Source organism: Reinekea thalattae (assembly GCF_008041945.1).
In the GTDB taxonomy this organism is placed as follows: Bacteria; Pseudomonadota; Gammaproteobacteria; order Pseudomonadales; family Natronospirillaceae; genus Reinekea; species Reinekea thalattae.
On record NZ_VKAD01000001.1, the window covers coordinates 135985 to 156381 of the forward strand.

Consider the following 20397-nt stretch of genomic DNA (forward strand, 5'->3'; position numbering starts at 1 on the left):
TAAAACTGATCCTTCTAAATGCCACTTAAGTTGTATAAGAAACTGTTAAATTCTCACTGGAGTCGATAATGTCAAAATGGATAGATAGATTTAATTCACATGCTCTTACAGGGGTATGGGCTAATTTGATCCAGTTGATTCAAGATAAAAGTCTTGATGAAGGTGTTACTGAGGATGCTGTCGAAGACATTGCTAGGCTTAGAAAGGTAATTTATTATCTCAATGGGATATATGAAAGTATCGATCCGGAAGTAACTCCTTTTAATCATTTAACAAACCTCCAGAAGAATTCACAGAATTGTATAAACGAAATTAATGCATATAAAGGCAATAAAAATCCAGGGCATCTAACAAATGCAAACAATTATGCCGACTCTATTGTGATACAGTTTCAGCAGATTCCAGCATCAGTAAATGCAGCGAGCACTGAGAATATAAAAAAATCTGTAAGTGCATACTCGGAAACAATTGGTTCATACATATCAAAATATAAAAACGAGACTAAAGAATCAGTTGAGAATCTATTCAAACGAATTGAAGACCTTAATGGTGAAATTCTCATTAAAGAAAAAAAACTCATTGACTTGACCTCTCAAATCAAGAGTGTAGAGCAAACGATTCAACAGCAAACCACCGAATTTAACACCCAATATCAAGCAAGCGAAAAAGTAAGAGCAGATAAATTCGAAAAGGAATTAGCTGATTATTCAACTCAATCAGAAGATAACATCGAGAAGTATACCAATAAAACAGATGAGGAGTTCAAAAGTCTTTCTGTAAAAGCAGGGAAGATAATTGAGGTGTTAACTAATCTTCAAGATGATGCTTCTAAGGTATATGGAGTCACCATTAATACGCTACAAGCTGGCGCATATTCATCTTATGCAAATAATGAGGAAAAAGTAGCGAATAGGTATCGACTTTACGCATCTTTTTTAATGTTGTTGGGTGTCGGATTTTTGATTCTACCTGAGGTAAAGCTTATATTGGAAAATGGTAACTACAACTTTGAGTGGGTAAAAGTAATAGGTAGAATTCCGCTATCTCTTGTGGTTTTTGTTCCTGCATTTTATTTTGCTAGAGAATCAGGCAAGCATCGGTCTAATGAAATAACCAATAGACGCCGCCAGCATATCCTCACAACTTTAGACCCTTACATTGAATTGATGAAGCCAGAAAACGCGGAAGACCTTAGGGTTCATGTGGCGAAAACTATATTTTCTGAGAGTCTTCCTACGGGGGAGTCTAAAGACAATGAAACAGGTAACATACTGTCGCAATTAGCTAATTTAGCGAAACAAATAAAAGAAAACTGAATATAACAAGCGTATGCTTTCGGACTGGTTGACCAGTCAAAAATCTGAGCGTTAAGCTTACAAGGAGTAGTGACCTAATATGGACGAATTTTTTAAAACCAAGGTAGGGTTCACTATAGGGCTTCTCGCAGCAGTATTTGCGTTCAAGCCGTTAGTCGATTCCAATTCTGGTGCTGGCTTTAGCGTATTTAATATAAAAATCACAATTGGATATGCATATGTGTTTTTAACTGCATCTTTAGGGTTGGCCGTTTACTTTATATCGCTTCAGTTTGCATCATCTAAGCATGTTAAAACCTTTGATGCAATTAGCGATACTTGTTATTCAATTGCACTTGCAACTCCTCCGGTATTTCTAGCATTTTGGTTGATCACAATAACTTTTAGCTATATTGGGTCGTATGTAAGTCAAATATCTGTTTACGTAGTTAACTTTCTTGCTGGTGTACTCTCTAGCATTTTGGCTGGTGTGATCTACTCATTACTACAAAAATCCATAAAGACAAATTTTTTGAAAACAGAGAAGCAACAAGAGAGAAAAGAGGATATTGAGAGTCTTGCTAAAGCAAAGGAACTCATTAACATCGGTATGTATGATTTATCTTTTTTAGAATCGAGCAAAATTGTTGAATCTGCGTTAAGGAGATTATTAGTAGTAAGAGGTATATCAATAAAAAAAGGCAGTATGATTGATCTGGTACATCTATCAGAAAAGCATAGAATACTTAGCAGTGAAGAAATTAAATTTATAAACGAGATAAGGCGAAAGAGAAATGAATCTGTTCATTCAATTCATGCTGTAGATAAAACTTCGGCAGATAGAGTTTTACAAATTTCACGGGAGTTAATTTCCAAACTTGATGAAGTTACACAATCATCTGGTTACGAATGGCTAAAGAACAATAGAGAGAAGGTAATACAGCAGTTTAAAGAGGGCGATCTTCAAAAGAGTCGTCATGCATTAAGCATGCTCAAGGAAGCCTGGAAGAATCGCGATGGAGCTGCTTGGTTACATATGAGTGACTTCTTTGAAGTCGCGCTCACTTCCAATCCGGAATTAATTGTTACTATGTTTGAATATGATGAAGAGTTGCTTGATAGTTGGCTTGAAAGAGCTGGTATTCAATTATTCACGGATTTTCTTGGTGGGGAAAAAGATCGGCTTATAGGGGTTAGATTTGAAATTATCTCACAACTAAATAAGTATATTAATTCAACAAATAAAAAAAATAGAATAAAAATAGCCAATAAAATTCTTTCAACAATTGAAGAATCTGAAGTTAGAGAGGTTGACTAAAGAATTTAGCAATAAAAAGGCTAAGATCCTTTGGAATTTTAAATGAACGATCAAACTCGCGATGCCATTGTGCGCATAAGCGCTTACGGTTTTTTAGCTTGCATAGCCTTGCTGCTGGTTAGCTCGTTTATATTCGGCAAAGACGTCGGCTTTTGGTTGCTGGCAAGCCTTATGCCTGCTTACTCCATTTATTACGCCATTATGTATTGGCAACTGTGCAAAAACTATTCGGACGAAGTTAAGCGTTTATCGGCATTTGGCACCATAGGCCGAGGCACTTTGGCCGGTGCAATTTATTACGTGAGTTTGTTTTTAATTATTGTGTTTGGTTGTATAGTTTTTAGCCTGTTGATGGATGGCGCTTAAGCATTCATATTAACGTCATTCATATTAACGTCATTAATAGAAGTTGTTATATCCAAGGAGGGAATAGCAGTGAAGTCAGCACTTTTAATTCGTAACGATATCAGTAGTGAGTGCATTCGCGGCGTGCTCTATGCCGAAGGTGAAATCTTCCACACCTTAGAAAGGCCGTGGTTAAATAATAGAGTCAACCAAAGCTGCATAAGTGCAGGCACTTACGATGTCGATTTTTTACCAAGATCGAGCAGTGGCAAATACCGTAATGTATTTTGTTTGCGCTCCGTTCCCGGCCGTTCTGGCATTCTTATTCACAGTGGTAATACCGTTAACCATTCTAAGGGTTGCTTAATTATTGGTAAGCGCCGAGGCGTGCTTGCTGCAAAAAGGGCGGTGTTAAATTCTAAAACTGCGTTATACGAGTTGGTGGATTTAATGGCGAAAGAATCGTTTGTTATTCATATTTATGGAGATCAGCAATGTTAGAAGTCATCGCAGGTATTTTTTCTTCTTCTGGGTTAGGGGCCATTGTTGGGCTGTTTGGCAGTTGGTTAACCAAACGTGAAGAGCGCAAAAACCTAAACCTTAAATACGATTACGAAGTGCAGATGGCGCAGATTCGTAAATCCGAAGCGGAGCTGGAATTTAATCACGAGCTGGCGCTGGCCGATAAGCACATAGAACGCGCGCAAGTCGAAGGCGACATTCAGCGCGATATCGATGAAATGAGTGCTTTTACCGAAAGCCTCAAAGAACAGCAGCAGATGTATAAAATCAGCTTTGTCGATGCCATTCGCGGCCTGATGCGCCCGCTTATCACGGTGTATCTGTTGGTTATCGGTACTTATGTCACTATTAAAATCGGCGGCTATGTCGGCGGTATCGAAGGCGCTATGGATGCAGATGAAATGATTAAAATGTACAAAGAAACCATTAATCAGGTGATGTTTCTGTTAACCACCGCTGTAACATGGTGGTTTGGTTCTCGGCCAAGTAGCCAACGTAAGTAGGTTTGAATAAATAAATTTGAGTAACCAAAGGAGCGGCTTGGTCTTGGCTTGGGCCATTGTTGCTTAATTTTACTCTGAGTCTCATTATTTCAAAAAATTTTAGAGTGCCAGCGCACTAGAGCTATCCCAAGCGTGAGCGTTAAAGAGGTAAGAGTTCGATGTTTAATCTAATGAAAGCACTGTTTGTTAGCCTGTTATTGTTCACCGCAGGGCAGAGCCTCGCCAATTGTTTACCGGATGACATTGTGACACTAAGAAACAGTGCGTTAGCCGATTATAACGCTGGAAGTCATGCACTGGCCGAGCAAAAACTAGCCAGTTATTACGAAAGCCAATGTGGCTATTATGAAATGAGTCAAGAATCTGATGCTGACTTTAATAAAGCTTTGTGGCTGGTGAGTGACTTAATGTTTTATCGTGAAAAAGTCGGCGATTATTTAGGTTGCTTGGCGTTATCTAACGAGGTGTTTTTTACTTGGAGAGTAAGCGAGCCACATCGTTATCAAAGCCGTGTCGACTCGGCTATGAAGGCAAATTATGAAAAATGTAAGAGTTCGCTAGCTGCCCTGTATCCAGAAGCAGAATCCTGCCCGATTGTTGGTTATGAAGATATGTTTGCCGTGCCTTCTGGTTGGCAAGAACAGGATGAACTCTATTTTGAAATTGCCTGCATTGGTTTTGTCGGTAATTATGCTTCAATGCGTGGTGTAGAACGAGACGGGCCTAAAGGTGGCAGTGAAGGTTTATCGGTAAGGCCAAGGTTAGAAGTTCTGTATGTTGAACGGGTTGAAAGAGCCGACGGTTCTACCTTGACTGACTGGCTTAGAAGCGACGAAGAAAACTGGTGGAATGAATTTTATAACGGCGAATGGGTGTCGTTTTATAAGGTTAACGAAGTGTATTTTTCGTCTCTTGAAGGCAGCCTCTGGGGCGCGGGTTATTGTTACTCGCTAACGCCTAAGTTTGGTCAGCAGGCCGGCATGATCTACCTAGCGGGAACGTCTTCTCCCTGTAATGGAGGTTCAGCCAGCTATACCGATAACCTTATTGTGAGATTAGACTACCCATTTAAAGCTCAGCTAATCGACGCTCAGAAACAATAAACGCCAAGACGAGGCATCGCGATTATTAGCGATGCCGCTTAAACGGCAGGAAAAAAGTTAGGTAACTATGATTAACACTCGGCAAGCCATTCTCATTTTAGTTATTTTATTCACCCTTAGCGGCTGTGCTGGCTTTGTGGGTGGTGATCTTAAAAACATAAATACCGACATCGATGTTAACTACTGTGACGAGAGTGCTTTTGAATATCACCTAAGTGTCAGTACAGAAGCAGAAAATGATTATGGTAGTGATAATCTATCGGGCAAAATATCGTCCTATTCGTTTGGTTTAATCCCAACCTATTGGCTCTCGTCTGAAAGCAGCCAAGTTGAAATAACACAGGGTAACGAGGTCGTTTACAGCCGCACAGACGAAAGCAGAATCCATAAGTTTTATGGCTTTTTGTGGCTCTTTGTATTCTTCTCTGATGGCGTTAACTCGCTCGATTGGGATGAAGGCGCAGGCTTAAGAGTAGAAGAGGGCATTAAAGATCGCGCGATTGCGAAAACGGTTATGCAGTTACCGCAAGGCATTGATAGCAACCAGCTGTGTGTTGAGTCGTTTTATTTTTATTAGAGCCTACTTTTATTAGTCTGTTTGGTTGTTGCTAGAATTAAGGTTTTACTCGCGGTGCTGAGGTCTACATCTCGCTTTTGCGCTGCTGTTATCAGTATTGCTCGCGGCATTGCAGAAAGGGTGTTAAGTTCTGCCTTAACGACAGTAAGTAAGCAGTACCTGATCATTATGCAGCCACAAGTTGACCCATTTATTGCGCCTCCGTGCGTTGAACAAATATCGATTGTTTATCAAGATGAGCACTTACTGGTTATCAATAAACCGTCTGGCCTATTAAGTTTGTCTGGCAAACATCCGCTTAATAAAGACTCTGTGCATTGGCGCTTGGTACAAGACTTCCCTACGGCAACTCTTATTCACCGGTTAGACTTCGGCACTTCGGGTTTAATGATTGTTGCGTTAAACAAAGCAGTTAATAAGCAGCTCTGTGAGCAGTTTAGTCAACGTAGCGTGACTAAATATTATCAGGCCATTTTAGATGGTGCGCTGCTCATAAACGGCCAACAGCAGGTTGGGCAGGGCGGTGAAATTAATATTCCAATTATTAAAGATGCCGATAACTTCCCGCTACAAAAGGTGTGTCAGCAAACGGGTAAAACCGCAATAAGTCAGTATCAGGTGATCAGTTATGATGCTTATGATGCTTATGATGCATCCTGCTTTCTCAGTTCTGAGCTTTCCTTTAATTCTGACAGCATTACCACAAAAGTCTTGTTTAAGCCGCTTACTGGCCGGACTCATCAGCTACGTATTCACAGCCGCGAAATAGGCCACCCGATAATCGGCTGCGACCTCTACGATGCAGGCCAATCTTACTTTAAAGCGCCAAGGCTGATGCTGCATGCCAGCCGGTTGATCTTTAGTCATCCTGTCAGCGGTAGCGAAATGGATGTTCAATTAGCCGCGCCTTTTTAAAGGCCGACATTGGCTATTTTTATGCTAGTTGGTTATGTTGGCTAGGCTTTATAGGTAAAAATAGGCTTTTGGGTATTGTTAAGCTGTTCTTTCCTATGGTTGTTTATTTAGGCTGAGTTGCTATCTGTACTTAGCTAGTCTCTATGAGCAGGGCCTGATGAGTTATCAGGCCGTTGTTATTTTTAGGTTTAACTAGGGCGGGGAGTCAGATGTTTTTTTCTAATAGAGTGCGCAGTCACTCTGTATGTTCACCTGTTAAGGCTTTCGGCTTGCTGGGTGTGTCTTTGTTATTGTGTATCCATACTAGCCAAGCGAATACTCTGAATAGGTACATTGAACAAGAGTTGGTTGGCTATAACGCAGAAGTCATTGCTGCTTATCAAGAACAGGTCAGCGGTTCTGGTGGCCAGCGTACGTACAGTTGCAGCTATTATTTTGAAAAAATAGCCAAGCTAGTTAATGACCTTGGCGGCTTAGCAAACAGTGATATTGCCAAAGAAACCCTCGCGAATTCAGTTAATTGCTTAGATTCAAAATTAGGTGGCTTGCAAAACTACTCGCCACCCTGTTCTGTGCCTGGTGAATTTTGCCAAGCGCTTAAAAATTCGTTTAAACAAAAAATAATAGCTAGCCGATTTGGTTACATACAGGCGGGATGTTCTGTTGACAACCTAAAGGGTGTGTCGATTATTCAGGGTGCTAAATCGGGTTGCCTTCTTTTTGAACCTTCTAACAGTCAAGAAAAGTCCGCCAGTTGCCCAAGGCTATATTGGTCGCAACAGGGGTTGATAGAACCTGTGGATATTGTTTTTGCTGCGGGGCCAGGAGGCCCAGAGCCGGAGAATAATATTTTGTACTCGGGCAAGTGTTGCAGTATTAATGAGCAAAGCCTATCTGTATATATGGCTGGCGATGAGTCGTTAATAAGAATTGCTTACGATGGTCATACCTGCCCAGACGGAGATCGTTGGTTTTATTCAGATGAGGTTCACTCGTTTAATCTGGAAACTAAAGAGTTGAATCTATTGGATAGCAAAGAAGTCTACTTTGGCAAAATTTCTGCCGACTTCTGATAAATAGTTAAGCATGCGTTTTAGGTTTTATATTTTTAGTTTTGTACTTTTAGTTTTGTACTTTTAGTTTTTTATCTTAGATTTTAAGTGCTCATATAATGAAAGGTTATTTTATGAAAATAATGATGACGATGTTCTTTGTTAGTGTTCTCGCGTTAAGTGGTTTTTCATCTGCATCGAATCAAGGCGATTCAGTTTTAACACAACAGGATCCTAAAGAAGTATTAATTGAAAGAGCCAACAGTGGCGATGTAGAAGCCATGATTGAGCTTGATGAACGGTTTTTGTTTCACCAATACCTTCCCGGCTTAATTTTATATAAAGAGTGGTACGACATTGTTTTAGAAAGTACCGATGCTGACGCTATTTATTTATATGCCAGCATGTATATTAAATACCAAGATATGTATTTCGATGGCATGATCAAATATCTTGATTTATTAGATCGCGCGCAACAGTTGGGTAGTAATGAAGCCTTTTATCAATTAGTAAATATGTATGAGTCTGTTCACACTGTCGGCGTATTTGGCACAGGTTACCCAGGCTCTGATGAGGTCTATTTTTATAATAACCGTAAGGTATTTAATGACGATTACTCACTAGAAGATTTACATATAGATCTGATTGAAACCAGTTCTGTAGAAAGGCTGGATGATTTGTATGAGTACTATAGAACAAATAATGGTTCCAAAGAGCTTGCGAAAAAATTGGCTGAGGATATTAAAGATAAACTGAAGGACGAGGGTTTTAGCCTTACTCTCGAACCTGCCTATGAAGCTTTTTTTGATAAACGAATTTCTGAGCAGAAAAAAGCCAAATTAATAGACGATCTTTTACTTTCTGATAACAAAAAGGTGATTCTTTTTGCTGCGGGAAGATTGCGATATTCCAATCCAGATAAGTCGATAGAGTTTTATGAGAAATCATTAAGCTTAGATCTAACAGAACGAGAGCGTCTCATATCTTACTCGGTTATAACGCACATCTACAAAAAAGCAAAAGACGAAGCATCATTGGTTTATTTTACAGAAAAAGAAATTGAAGATATCGGTGGCTATAATGCGACTTCTGATTTGTTAGAAATCTACCAAAAAGATGCAGAATCTAAACAAAAGTATGAAGATAATTTTAATAGAATCGAACCCTATATCTTGAAAGATCCTAACGCAAAAAGAGCCTTAGCGGATTATCTTTATAAGTCAGGGTTAAGGTCTGTCGGCGTTAGCATGTTAGAAGAGCTGGCAAACCAAGGTGATGATGAGGCGATTGTTTCGCTTGCTAAAAAAACCAACGATAAAGCTATTTCTGATAAATGGCTAAAACACATCTTAGACAGCAACAATCCCAAGCTTATGTTAGAGGTGTCTGAAGGGCATCATTATTATGAAAAGGGCTTGTTGAAAGCTATATACGATCAAACTATTTCGAACGGCTATATCTATTATCTGCGTGATAGCTATTTCGCTTTTTATAACGAGGACGAGGCTTACGCTATTGACTCCATGCGTCAGCTAATCGAAGCCGGTGATGCGGAGTCCATATCTAACTTTGTTTCTCAATATGATTCATACGATGATATTTTAAAACAAGAATACACCGCGTATGTAGAAGATCTCTACCAAGAGCTGGTGGAAGCAGACAACCTTCGTGTGATACACGATTTCGCATTAATGCATTACAAATCTCAATATTTTTTAAATAAACGCCTTGGTGATCCAAAAGAAGCGCTGAAATATTTTGAAAAATCTGCTGACTTAGGTAATGACTTTGCGGTTTACCAAATGGCAAGGTTTTATAAATATGGCGATGAGACTCTCGGTATAAGGCCGAACTCTAGAAAGGCTAAATTTTATCTTAAACGCCTTGAGAGTATCGGTGCTGATAATCGAATTAAAAGACTATAAATTTAATTTATAAGCAAGAGATAGAGTTAAATTATTATTAACATGTAAGGCCATGAAACGGAGTATGCAATTGAAAGCCTATTTGATGTCAGCCCATGGATTAAGATTATAATTCATATGTTACGCTGTGATAATGAACGTGCTTGCTATTCAAATTATGCCGCATTGGTAAATAACTCCATTGATGAAACAATGCTAAATGTGTTGGATAAGTACCTAGAGCTGAGGGTGATATGAAAACAATTGGTCTGTTAGGTGGTATGAGCTGGGAAAGTTCTGTTGGGTACTATAAGGCAATTAATGAGGGCATTAAGCATTCTTTGGGTGGGCTGCATTCAGCAAAAATTGCGATGTACAGTGTCGACTTTGACCCTATTGAAAAGCTACAACATGAGGGCGATTGGCAAGGTACTGCAAAAATATTGAGTGCAGCGGCTAAAAATGTGCAATCTGCTGGAGCGGACTTTTTACTTATCTGTACAAATACAATGCATAAGGTTGCTCCACAGATAGAAGAGTCCATTGATATTCCTTTACTGCACATAGCCGATGCAACAGCAGAAGTTCTTGTGAAAAAAGGAATCAAAAAAGTAGGGCTATTAGGAACGGCTTTCACAATGGAACAAAATTTCTATAAGGGTAGGTTAAGTGAAAATTACGGTTTAACTGTTTTAACACCTAATTCAGAAGATAGAAAAGTTGTTCATGACATTATTTATAAAGAACTTTGCTTAGGAAAGTTACTACCATCTTCTAAAGTCGAATATTTACGAATTATTGAATCACTTGCTGATCAGGGAGCAGAAGCTGTCATCCTTGGCTGTACAGAAATAGGGATGCTTGTAGAGCAAGCAGATACCGCAATTGAACTTTTAGACACAACTTACATCCACGCAGAAAAAGCAGTGGAATATGCAATTCAAAATATCACTCAACTAACTCAGAGTTAGGTAGATTTTTCGTTATGTCAGTAGTGAACTTAGCGGTGGCTTTGCCCTCTAATAAAACAATTATGTTTATTTAGGATTTATATGAGCAAAGCATTTTCGCCTTCATGCGAGCGTAACCAGCAGCCTATTTTAGAACAGCTAGCAGAGCATCTAAAAGACAGCAAACGGCTATTGGAAATTGGTTCCGGTACTGGTCAGCACGCGGTTTACTTTGCTGAGCGGCTGCCGCACCTTACTTGGTATTGCAGTGATGCGCCGGATAATCATGCGAGCATCAATGCTTGGTTGGCTGAGGCGAATTTAGCTAATGCAGTGGCTCCCTTTGCATTTCACTTTGGTAAAAACGATTGGCCAGCATTGGAAGTCGATGCTGTATTCACGGCGAATACCACACACATTATGCCACCGAGTGCGGCGAAGTTAATGATGCAAACGGTGGCGCAGCAGTTACCTCTGGGCGGGGTGTTTTGTCAGTACGGGCCAATGAATGTGAATGGCGAATACACCAGTGAGGGGAATCGAGAGTTCGATCTGCACTTGGCGCAATCTGGGTGTGGCGGTATTCGTGATATCGATGAGTTAAAAGAGTGGGGCACAGGCCTGACCTTGGTCGATCAAATTGCGATGCCTGCGAATAACTTCTTATTGGTCTGGCAGCGCTTGTAATTAAGCGCTGACGCTGCCTGCTTTACGATTAACCCTAATTTGTCTAACCGCTAAGCAAACATGCCTAACAGTTGCCACCACAAATAGTCCAGCGGCATTAACACCACCAATGTAATCAACGCTAAACGTAAGGTGACTCGCATAAGCTGGTTGAGTGGTTCTTTCGACAGCTGCATGGCGATAATTAACGGCGCCACCTGATATGGAAATATCACGGTAGAAAAGCCAATCACCTGAGTCATCAGCACGGCATTTAACGAAAGCCCAGTGGCTTGGGCAAAGTCCGCTGCCATTGGCGTTAATACTGTCGGTGCGCCCGGAGTTGTAGCAATAAGGCCTGCCAAAGTTGAGGTGATTGAAAGCAGCATAAAGTTTATAAAGTCGTGACCTGGGCCTATCAAAACATGGCTGAGCAAGCTCGCAGCGGCCGAGCCTAAACCAGAATAATTCACCAATGCACCGAGCCCGAGTGCAGCCGAAACAAAGACCAAGGTGCCAAAATCGACTGAGCTGTTAAAGCTTTTGGTTTCGACGACACCGATCTTAGGTAGCAACAAAATGACCGCTGTTGCCAAGCCAACCCAAGCTGGATTAATACCGTGCAGTGAATCGGTGATCCAAAGTAATAATGTTATCGATAACAGTAGTGTGGTTTTAATTTGTTGACTGATATGATGCGTTTGCTCTTCTACAGAGGATGGCGTTTCTGGTTGCAGGTTTATTTGGTCTGGGAACATTCGCAATACCAACGCTCCCAGTAATAACATTTTTAAAATGCCCAGTACCGGGAAGTGCAGTACTAGGTATTCAAGGTAGCTGAACTGAACGCTATAAATGGTTTCGCTAGCGCCTGCAAAAATCATGTTTGGAATATTGGCAGGCAATACGGCAAAGCTTGGCATGTTACAGGCAATAGCCAACGAGGTTGCAATGCCTAAGCGACCGTTGCTGCCGCCTTTAAAGCCGACTTTGTCAGCCAGTGCCATCGCAATAGGCACCAACACCACGGCGCGGCCAACCGAGGAGGGCATAATAAAGCCCAGTGCTGAGGCAATAAATATGAGCCCGAAGATGAGCGCTGAGTAACTGGCAGTAATGTGCGGTGCAATGACGGAGGCTAGCTTTTTACCTAGACCTGAACTGGAAATAGCCGACCCGATCACAAAACCAGAAATGATTAACCAGACAGCCGTAGAGCCAAAGCCAGAAAACAGTAGACTGGTTGGCATTAAATCCAGAATGCTGACCATGGCAAAAAAGCCAAGAGCAATTAAAAAGGGTGGTAATACGCCCGTACTCCAACCCACTAATGTAATTAAAATGACCGCAGCATGGTGGCTAAATTGCTCGGACTGCGCAGTGTTGGGTAGTACTGCAATGATGATTGCGAACAGAATAGTCGCAATGAAAAAGGTCGGTTTAGCTTTTAAAGATTTTAAAGACAGCGTCATGGCGAGGTCCTACGAGAAGTGGCTCAAAGTGTAGAAAGGCTTATATTAGAAAATACTAACATAATTTCAAGCTGCTATAGTCATTAGATGCGCTTGTCATGATGTTGAGCAGCTTATAACGCAGATTCCAGCGTTGCTAAAAAGTGAACGATGGGGTGCGAAAGTCAGATCAAAGGCTGTACACTATTTGTTCAAATGTGCAGAAATGAAGCGTTTTATAATACCAATTTGGTAAATTGACAGCCTAGGTAGCTGTATCTAGAGTGCAGCGATTCAATTATCCAACACTTAATTTTTTAAATTAGATAATAAGTAGAAGAATTTATGACAGAGAACGATCAACCGACCCTAAAAGAACAGTCGCAGCCGCAACAGGAGCGATTGTTTTATTTAGAGTTTCGCCTGTATTTTTTGGGTCATGCTAATCGCAGTGACTTGCAGAGCCGATTTGGCCTAAAAGAGTCGTCGGCATCGCGTGATATAGCGCTCTATAAAAAGTTGGTTCCTGATAATGTTGTTTACGATTACGGCATTAAATCCTATATCCCTCAGGAACACTTTAAGCCGTTGTTTTCGTACACGGCAACGCAAGTACTAACAGCATTATCACACGGCTTTGGTGATGATTACTCTGGGCCGAAGTACCCAGAAATTGCCACCGAGTGCCCTTGCCAAACACCATTGCCTTATATTCCTACATTGGCGGCAGTGACTCGAGCTATTCATAAGCAGCAGTCGGTTCGCATCAGCTATTTGGATGAGAACGAAGGCGAAAAGTCGATGACCTTGGTACCGCACGCACTGATCAATACCGGCATACGTTGGGCGGTTCGTGCTTACGATCGTCAAAGCCGAGAGTTCAATAACTATGTCATTAACCGTATTAAAGCCGTGCATGGCCCAGATGTGGCGCCACTAGTTGACGAGACTCGTGGCGCTGATGACGGTTGGAACAAAATTGAAGAGCTGCACTTGGTGGCGCACCCGTCATTGCCTTACAAAGAAGCGGTTGAGCAAGAGTTTGGTATGCATAAAGGCGTATTAAAAATGACTTGCCGCAGCGCCCTTAAAACTGATCTGTTGGCGCAATGGAATGTCGACTTAGGCAGTGTTGCTAAAGCCGACTCAAACAATTATCTACTCTGGCTTAAGCCTTAGTGCTCCAGTAGTAAGAATCTAAAAAGCGCTCCAATAGGGGCGCTTTTTTTTGCCCTTTATTTGTCGAGGGTTGTGAGTCCATCGTACCGAACGCTAATTATCATAACTTCACGCCAAGCGTTTATTAGTTCTGCTAGCGCTGATCAGTTCTGCAAGCATCTATTATTTTTACAAGCACTAACATCGCACTTTTCCGTTGTGCATGGTCTAGCACAGTGCGCTAGGCAGAATGGCAGTTGGTTTTGTTGGCGGCATCGGCTATGTTGTAACCAGTGATGTTTACTGGTTATGACGCTGGGCGATTGTGATCGGCGCGACAATGTTGCACAAATAATCGGCAGCGCTGCATAAAAAATCGACAGTATTGAGTAAATAATCGGCAGTTCTGCATCTGTGAGTGGCTGGTACATATTGTGCTAATCATCTATGTTGATGAAAAGGGAACCAACGTGACGCTAGATTCACTATTTGAAAATTTTTTGACACAACAGGCGCTGCCAAGCAGCTATAAAAAGATAGCGGAGCAGCACTTTATTCCGCTGGCACAACGCATTTATGAACAGGCGATGGCTTCCGAGCAGCCGATTATTGTCGGCATTAATGGTTGCCAAGGTTCGGGTAAATCGACGGTCACCGACTTATTAACGCTGCTACTAAACGAATACCACGCTTGCCCAGCCATGGGTATGTCGATCGACGATTTCTATCTCACCCAACAACAACGAAACCAGCTGGCTGAGCAAGTACATCCCTTGTTTGCGACTCGAGGCGTACCCGGTACGCACAATACTGAGTTGATGCACGAAACGCTGAATCGATTAAAAAACAGTCAGCTTCCAGTGCAAATTCCTAAATTTAATAAAGCGATTGATAATCCTTATCCTCAAGCGCAGTGGCCGTTAGTTGAACAACCCGTTAAGGTGATTTTGTTCGAAGGCTGGTGTGTTGCAGCCATGCCACAAGCAGACTCCGAGCTGGTTGAGCCGGTTAATAAGCTTGAACGTGAAGAAGATCCAAAAGCCATTTGGCGCGGCTATGCTAATAAAAAATTAGCTGAAGAATATCAACAGCTGTTTTCTTTAATCGATCGAATTGTTATGTTGAAGGCACCGGGTTTTCACACCGTGCAGGCTTGGCGCTTACAGCAAGAACATAAATTGCGTGACCGAGTGACAAAAGAAAAGGGCGACAGCAGTGCGGTGATGAGCGATGAACAGGTTGAGCGTTTTATTCAGCATTATCAGCGAGTAACGCAGAACTGTTTTAATCAGTTGCCGGAAAAAGCAGACGAATTATTTTTAATGGATGAACAACGACAAATTCAGCAAAGTGTTTGTCGATGATGCTAATACTTAATAGGCAACGACTCATTCACTATTGCAGCAGGGTGTTTAAATAATAACGATGATAAATGGCGCATAATATGAGAACAACCTTATGAATTATGTTGTCTATACCGACCTTGACGGTACGTTGCTAGACCACGATAGCTATTCTTATCAGGCGGCTTTACCAGCGCTGGCTCGATTGGTTGATCTTGATATTCCAGTAGTGCCGGTTACCAGTAAAACAAGAGCTGAGCTGGAACCCTTGTGTACAGAACTAAAGCTGCAAACTCCTTTTATTGTTGAAAATGGCGCTGCCGTTTTTTTGCCAAAAAACTATGCGGTTGAAACAGAAGAGCAACAATCTGAGGCCGGTGTTGAACTATCGTCTTGTGGCTGCTATTGGGTAAAGGCATTTGCGCCGAGTATGCCTTATTGGTTGCAGTTGATTGAACAACTACAGCAGTTACAGCCGAATACTTTTGTTGCCATGCACAGTATGAGTGTGGCAGAAATGGTAGAACTGACTTCTCTTTCTACCGTTGCAGCTGAGCGAGCATTAACACGCGAATACAGCGACCCATTGCATTGGTTCGGTAATGATGAACAGTTACAGCAGTTGAGCGATTACTGCGCTCAACAGGATGTGCAGGTGGTTAAAGGCGGGCGCTTTGTGCATCTACTAAAAGACACCGATAAAGGCATGGCATTGCGCTGGTTAAATGATTATTTATCTGAATTTATGCAACAGGCCGACCTAGAAAGTATTGCCTTAGGTGACGGTGAAAACGATCTGTCGATGTTGCGCCAAGCCGACATTGCGGTGCAAGTAAGGTCGCCGGTGCATGAATTTCCAGAATTAGAAAAAACAGCACTCTATCGAACTGAAAGGTTTGGTCCGGAAGGCTGGGCTGAAGCAATAACAAAAATTTTAAACTCATCAGCTAAGCAGTCTTATAGCTGAACTATTAAAACGACCTATTAAAACGATTAATAGAAAAACTTTACCGTTGACCGAGGGCTATCATGGCGGACTTTCATCAAAATGGAATTATTACCACGCTGCATAATTTGTCTCATCGCAGCATCGAAGATTTGGAGTATGACCTACAGCATTTTTCTCATTTTCGTCCTATGGGTCTTATTTTACCGTCGCTGTTTTCAGAACTAGAAGGCGATGCGTTACCTAAAATTGTTAATCAACTGAAAGAGGTTTCTTACCTTTCAGAAATCGTCATTGGCCTTGATCGAGCCGATCGCGAGCAATACTTTCACGCCTGCGAATTCTTTTCGGAGTTGCCACAGCATCACCGCATTCTTTGGAATGAAGGTCCAAGGCTGCAAGCGCTCGACAAAGAACTCGGAGAGCTTGGTGTTTCACCAAAAGAGTTAGGCAAAGGCCGTAATGTTTGGTATTGCATGGGCTACACATTGGCGACTGGGCGTTCGGAGTCTATTGCATTACACGACTGCGATATTGTCACTTACGACAGAGGCCTGTTAGCGCGCCTGCTTTACCCGGTAGCGCATCCGCAATTTAACTATGAATTCTGTAAAGGCTATTACGCCCGAGTTGCCGACGGGAAAATGAATGGCCGTGTTTCGCGTCTATTGGTGACGCCGTTGATCCGAGCGTTAAAGCGTACTTTAGGGCCGAATGAATATTTGGATTTTATGGACAGTTTCCGTTATCCGTTGGCGGGTGAATTTTCATTCCGTAAAGACGTGCTAACTGATATTCGTATTCCGAGTGACTGGGGTTTAGAGATTGGTGTGCTTTCGGAAGTTTATCGTAACTACGCCAATAACCGATTGTGCCAAGTAGATATTGCCGACACCTACGATCATAAACATCAGGATTTAAGCTTAAACGATGCCGAAGCGGGTCTGTCTAAAATGTCGATCGATATCAACAAAGCATTGTTTAGAAAGCTGGCGACTTACGGACAAACCTTTACCAGTGAAACCTTCCGCTCACTTAAAGCAACGTACTTCCGTATCGCGTTAGACTTTGTTGAAACCTATAACAACGATGCAAAAATGAACGGTCTGGTTCTGGACACTCACAGTGAAGAAAAAGCCATTGAAATGTTTGCTCAAAATATAATGACAGCAGGGCAACGCTTCTTAGAAGCACCAATGGAGCGTCCATTTATTCCGAGTTGGAACCGAGTGGTCAGTGCTATGCCAGATGTATTTGACCGGTTAATACAGGCGGTAGAAGATGATAGAGCTGAGTTTTTATCGCAAAAAGGTTAACCGCCGTACAGGGAAAATACATTCGGCAATATAAAGCGACGTTGCGTTAAGGCGCTTCTTTAAAGAGTGAATATTTATGAACGATGTCATTGAAAAGTTATCGGTAACTTTACAGAACCAGTTGGATGTGATTTATAAGGATGTCGAACTAACCACTAGCTATGAAACTATCGTTAGCCAGTTGTTAGAAATTATGCGCCTCAACGAGTTTGCTCATGAGCCTAAACCCTTTACTAACCACTGGAGCGAAAAGGATTCTATCCTGATCACCTATGGTGACAGCATTGAGTTAAAGGATGGCCAAAAGGTTGTCGAGCCGCCATTAAAAACCTTGCATCAATTTTTGGCTGGGCCGTTAAAAGAGGCCTTTAACTCGGTGCATATTTTGCCTTTTTATCCTTATAGCTCGGACGATGGCTTTGCCGTTATTAACTATTCGCAAGTTAATGAATCGTTGGGTGATTGGAAAGACATCAACGCCATTGCCTACGATTTCAGACTGATGTCAGACCTGGTTATTAACCATTGCTCCAGCCGCAGTATGTGGTTTGATCAGTTTATTCATAACGAAGCGCCGGGTAACCAGTTTTTTAAAACTGCCGACCCAGACGCGGATGTTAGCGCTGTTGTTCGGCCACGTGTATCACCGCTATTGAGAGAAACTCAAACCGCTGACGGCACTAAATATGTTTGGTGTACCTTTAGCCATGATCAGGTCGATTTCGACTTTGGTAATCCTGATGTGTTGCTCGAATTTGTACGTATTATTCGTTTGTATTTAGATGAAGGCGTGCGTATTTTCCGGCTCGATGCGGTAGCGTTTTTATGGAAACAGCTGGGCACTTCATGCATAAATTTACCGCAAACACATGAAGTCATTCGTCTGTTACGAACTCTAATAGAATATGCCTGTTCGGACTGCATTATCATTACCGAAACCAATATCCCAAATAAAGAAAACCTGACTTATTTTGGTAACGTCAACGAAGCGCATGCGATCTATAACTTTTCTTTGCCGCCGCTGTTGGTCAATACATTGGTGACAGGTGATTGTACGCATTTAAAACAATGGTTAATGACCATGCCACCTTGCCAAGACGGTACTGCCTATTTTAATTTCATTGCCTCGCACGATGGCATAGGCTTGCGCCCAGCTGAAGGTTTACTGGACGAAAAAGAAATTAATAATCTGGTCAATACCATGATGAACTTTGGTGGGCGTGTTTCGATGCGTACACTGGATGATGGTTCTTCAAAGCCTTATGAAATTAACATAGCGCTTTACGATGCTTTGCAAGGTACCGAGAACGGCCCCGATAAATGGAATTTTGAACGCTTTACCTGTGCACATGAAATTATGTTCTCGCTAGAGGGCATTCCGGGTGTCTACATCCATAGCATGTTAGGCACGCAAAACGATTACGCGCGCCTTGAGCACACCAATCATAATCGCCATATTAATCGCCATCGTTGGGATTTAAATGCTTTGCAGGCTGAACTGGCCGAAGAAAAATCACACCATGCTCGTGTTTATAAGCGCTTAACGGAGCTGTTGGTTATCCGTAAGGAGCAAAAAGCTTTTCATCCCAATGCTACTCAGTTTACCTTGCAGTTAGGTTCTCAGCTGTTTGGTGTTTGGCGGCAGAGTATTGATCGCAAGCAGAGTATTTTTTGCATCAGTAATGTGACGGATGAGCCGGTGAGCCTGATGCTCAGTGCCATTAATTTGATTAGCACCAACGATTGGGCCGATCTTATCAGCGGTACAGCGGTAGATGATATTGCCGGTGAAATTTTGCTCAGCCCCTATCAAACCGTTTGGCTAAGCAACCAAGTCGCCAGCTAATTACTGAGGCGCAAAAAAATAAACCGGACAGCCGTTTCGACTGTCCGGTTTTTTAATGCTCGTTAGGAGCTGCTTTCGGTTTAATACAATGAGGGTTTCGTTTAGCTTAGGCCAGATCTGAATGAACGTTACCAACGAGTGAGGTCACAGTCTGGTTACGGCCTTGAGTCTTGGCTTGATACATGGCGTCGTCGGCGCGCTCAACCAATTCAGGCCAATCAGATTCACCATCGTAATGGGCGATGCCAAAACTTGCGGTTATGCGGCGCTCTTTGTCAGGCAGAAATGCTGTTTTAGCAATTGCCACACGGATACGTTCAGAAACGACCTGCGCTAGCGATGCGGTAGAGTTTGATAGGCAGATTAAAAATTCTTCACCGCCCCAACGGAAACAAGCATCACAACCACGAATAGTGGTTTGAATAATTTGCGCCACGGTTCTTAATACAGAGTCACCAACTAGGTGGCCGTAACGGTCGTTAATGGCTTTAAAATGATCGATGTCGACAACCACAATACTCATCGACTGGTCGCTATGACGGCGGGCACGTTCAATTTCTCGCGTTAAAGCAACCGACATGGCACCACGATTACTAAGCCCAGTTAGCGGGTCAATCATTGCCGTGGTCATGGCTTCTTGGTATTTGAGTGCGTTTTTAATCGGGAAAATCACCACATCCATGATCGATTCAATGGTGGAAAGCTCTTTTTCGCTAAAACGACGGCTGCGGGTAAAGATGATTTCACCGTAGTTAATTTTGCTCATGCTGAGCTGGTAACTGCAGCGGTGTTTTTGGCTACGGCCTGCGGCAGTTTCAATGCTAGGTTGCTTGCAACGGTAATTGATCCCTGAAACATTGACGATCTTATTGAGATGTCGGTAAAGGATGTTGATCAGCTGATCGACTTCTAAAGTTGTCTGCAATTGGCTAGAAAGCTGGAATCTAAAATCTTTTAGATCTTCAGCCGTTAACGATTCAAGTGATATTGGTTGCACCTCTGCCATCTTCGGAGTCGAAGAGCCCGATTTTGAGGTACCAAAATTGATTTGAGTGAATCCGTTAGCCATGGAGTTACCAGTTATTTAATATTAATGAACGCTAATTAAGCGATAACTGTGCCAATGACGGTAAGTCCTTTTAATATCAATGACTTACGGAGATTTTAAGGGCTTTAAGGGCTTTAAG

The 20397-nt window shown here is 42.0% G+C and carries 19 protein-coding genes; 17 read left to right on the forward strand and 2 right to left on the reverse strand.

Going from position 1 to position 20397, the window contains the following annotated elements:
- The first annotated feature begins 68 nt into the window (after positions 1-68).
- From FME95_RS00655 to FME95_RS00710, 12 genes are all read left to right on the forward strand, one after another.
- The gene (locus tag FME95_RS00655; RefSeq protein WP_147712187.1) at positions 69-1316 is read left to right on the forward strand and encodes a hypothetical protein; all 1248 of its coding nucleotides are present in this window, start codon (positions 69-71) and stop codon (positions 1314-1316) included.
- Between the two features lie 79 nt (positions 1317-1395).
- Entirely contained in the window at positions 1396-2613 is a 1218-nt protein-coding gene (locus FME95_RS00660) for a HEPN domain-containing protein (protein WP_147712189.1), read from the forward strand.
- A 42-nt stretch (positions 2614-2655) separates the two neighbouring features.
- Positions 2656-2979, forward strand: a complete 324-nt coding sequence (locus tag FME95_RS00665) for a hypothetical protein (RefSeq protein WP_147712192.1) — start codon at positions 2656-2658, stop codon at positions 2977-2979.
- Positions 2980-3048: 69 nt separating this feature from the next.
- Entirely contained in the window at positions 3049-3459 is a 411-nt protein-coding gene (locus FME95_RS00670; protein WP_147712195.1) for a DUF5675 family protein, read from the forward strand.
- Positions 3453-3983: a hypothetical protein gene (locus FME95_RS13690; RefSeq protein ID WP_246109296.1), complete on the forward strand. Its 531-nt coding sequence runs from the start codon at positions 3453-3455 to the stop codon at positions 3981-3983. The genes FME95_RS00670 and FME95_RS13690 overlap by 7 nt, the downstream gene beginning before the upstream one ends.
- 158 nt (positions 3984-4141) lie before the next feature.
- Entirely contained in the window at positions 4142-5086 is a 945-nt protein-coding gene (locus FME95_RS00680) for a hypothetical protein (RefSeq protein WP_147712198.1), read from the forward strand.
- Between the two features lie 67 nt (positions 5087-5153).
- Positions 5154-5663, forward strand: a complete 510-nt coding sequence (locus FME95_RS00685) for a hypothetical protein (protein WP_147712200.1) — start codon at positions 5154-5156, stop codon at positions 5661-5663.
- Positions 5664-5717: 54 nt separating this feature from the next.
- Complete coding sequence (locus tag FME95_RS00690; protein WP_246109297.1) at positions 5718-6578, forward strand: pseudouridine synthase; 861 nt, start codon at positions 5718-5720, stop codon at positions 6576-6578.
- Between the two features lie 209 nt (positions 6579-6787).
- On the forward strand, positions 6788-7651 hold the full coding sequence (locus FME95_RS00695) for a hypothetical protein (protein WP_147712203.1): 864 nt from the start codon (positions 6788-6790) through the stop codon (positions 7649-7651).
- A gap of 113 nt (positions 7652-7764) precedes the next feature.
- Complete coding sequence (locus FME95_RS00700; protein ID WP_147712206.1) at positions 7765-9555, forward strand: SEL1-like repeat protein; 1791 nt, start codon at positions 7765-7767, stop codon at positions 9553-9555.
- A 233-nt stretch (positions 9556-9788) separates the two neighbouring features.
- Positions 9789-10505 (forward strand): aspartate/glutamate racemase family protein, encoded by a 717-nt coding sequence (locus FME95_RS00705; RefSeq protein WP_147712209.1) that lies wholly within the window; start codon positions 9789-9791, stop codon positions 10503-10505.
- An 81-nt stretch (positions 10506-10586) separates the two neighbouring features.
- On the forward strand, positions 10587-11171 hold the full coding sequence (locus tag FME95_RS00710) for a DUF938 domain-containing protein (RefSeq protein ID WP_147712211.1): 585 nt from the start codon (positions 10587-10589) through the stop codon (positions 11169-11171).
- Between the two features lie 50 nt (positions 11172-11221).
- Here the strand turns inward: FME95_RS00710 and FME95_RS00715 are convergent, their stop codons facing one another.
- Positions 11222-12622, reverse strand: coding sequence for an SLC13 family permease (locus tag FME95_RS00715; RefSeq protein ID WP_147712214.1), 1401 nt, complete (start codon positions 12620-12622; stop codon positions 11222-11224).
- Between the two features lie 324 nt (positions 12623-12946).
- On the opposite strand from FME95_RS00715, the gene FME95_RS00720 reads away from it, so the two are divergent.
- The 5 genes from FME95_RS00720 to FME95_RS00740 all read left to right on the forward strand — a co-directional run bounded on the left by FME95_RS00720 (position 12947) and on the right by FME95_RS00740 (position 19210).
- Positions 12947-13780 (forward strand): WYL domain-containing protein, encoded by an 834-nt coding sequence (locus FME95_RS00720; RefSeq protein ID WP_147712217.1) that lies wholly within the window; start codon positions 12947-12949, stop codon positions 13778-13780.
- Positions 13781-14229: 449 nt separating this feature from the next.
- The gene (locus tag FME95_RS00725; RefSeq protein ID WP_222709884.1) at positions 14230-15123 is read left to right on the forward strand and encodes a hypothetical protein; all 894 of its coding nucleotides are present in this window, start codon (positions 14230-14232) and stop codon (positions 15121-15123) included.
- Positions 15124-15217: 94 nt separating this feature from the next.
- Positions 15218-16069, forward strand: coding sequence for an HAD-IIB family hydrolase (locus tag FME95_RS00730; RefSeq protein WP_147712220.1), 852 nt, complete (start codon positions 15218-15220; stop codon positions 16067-16069).
- Between the two features lie 62 nt (positions 16070-16131).
- On the forward strand, positions 16132-17364 hold the full coding sequence (locus FME95_RS00735) for a glycosyltransferase family protein (protein ID WP_147712222.1): 1233 nt from the start codon (positions 16132-16134) through the stop codon (positions 17362-17364).
- Between the two features lie 76 nt (positions 17365-17440).
- On the forward strand, positions 17441-19210 hold the full coding sequence (locus FME95_RS00740) for a sugar phosphorylase (RefSeq protein WP_147712224.1): 1770 nt from the start codon (positions 17441-17443) through the stop codon (positions 19208-19210).
- A gap of 106 nt (positions 19211-19316) precedes the next feature.
- Here FME95_RS00740 and FME95_RS00745 read toward each other — a convergent pair whose 3' ends face one another.
- The gene (locus tag FME95_RS00745) at positions 19317-20279 is read right to left on the reverse strand and encodes a GGDEF domain-containing protein (RefSeq protein WP_147712227.1); all 963 of its coding nucleotides are present in this window, start codon (positions 20277-20279) and stop codon (positions 19317-19319) included.
- Between the last annotated feature and the right edge of the window lie 118 nt (positions 20280-20397).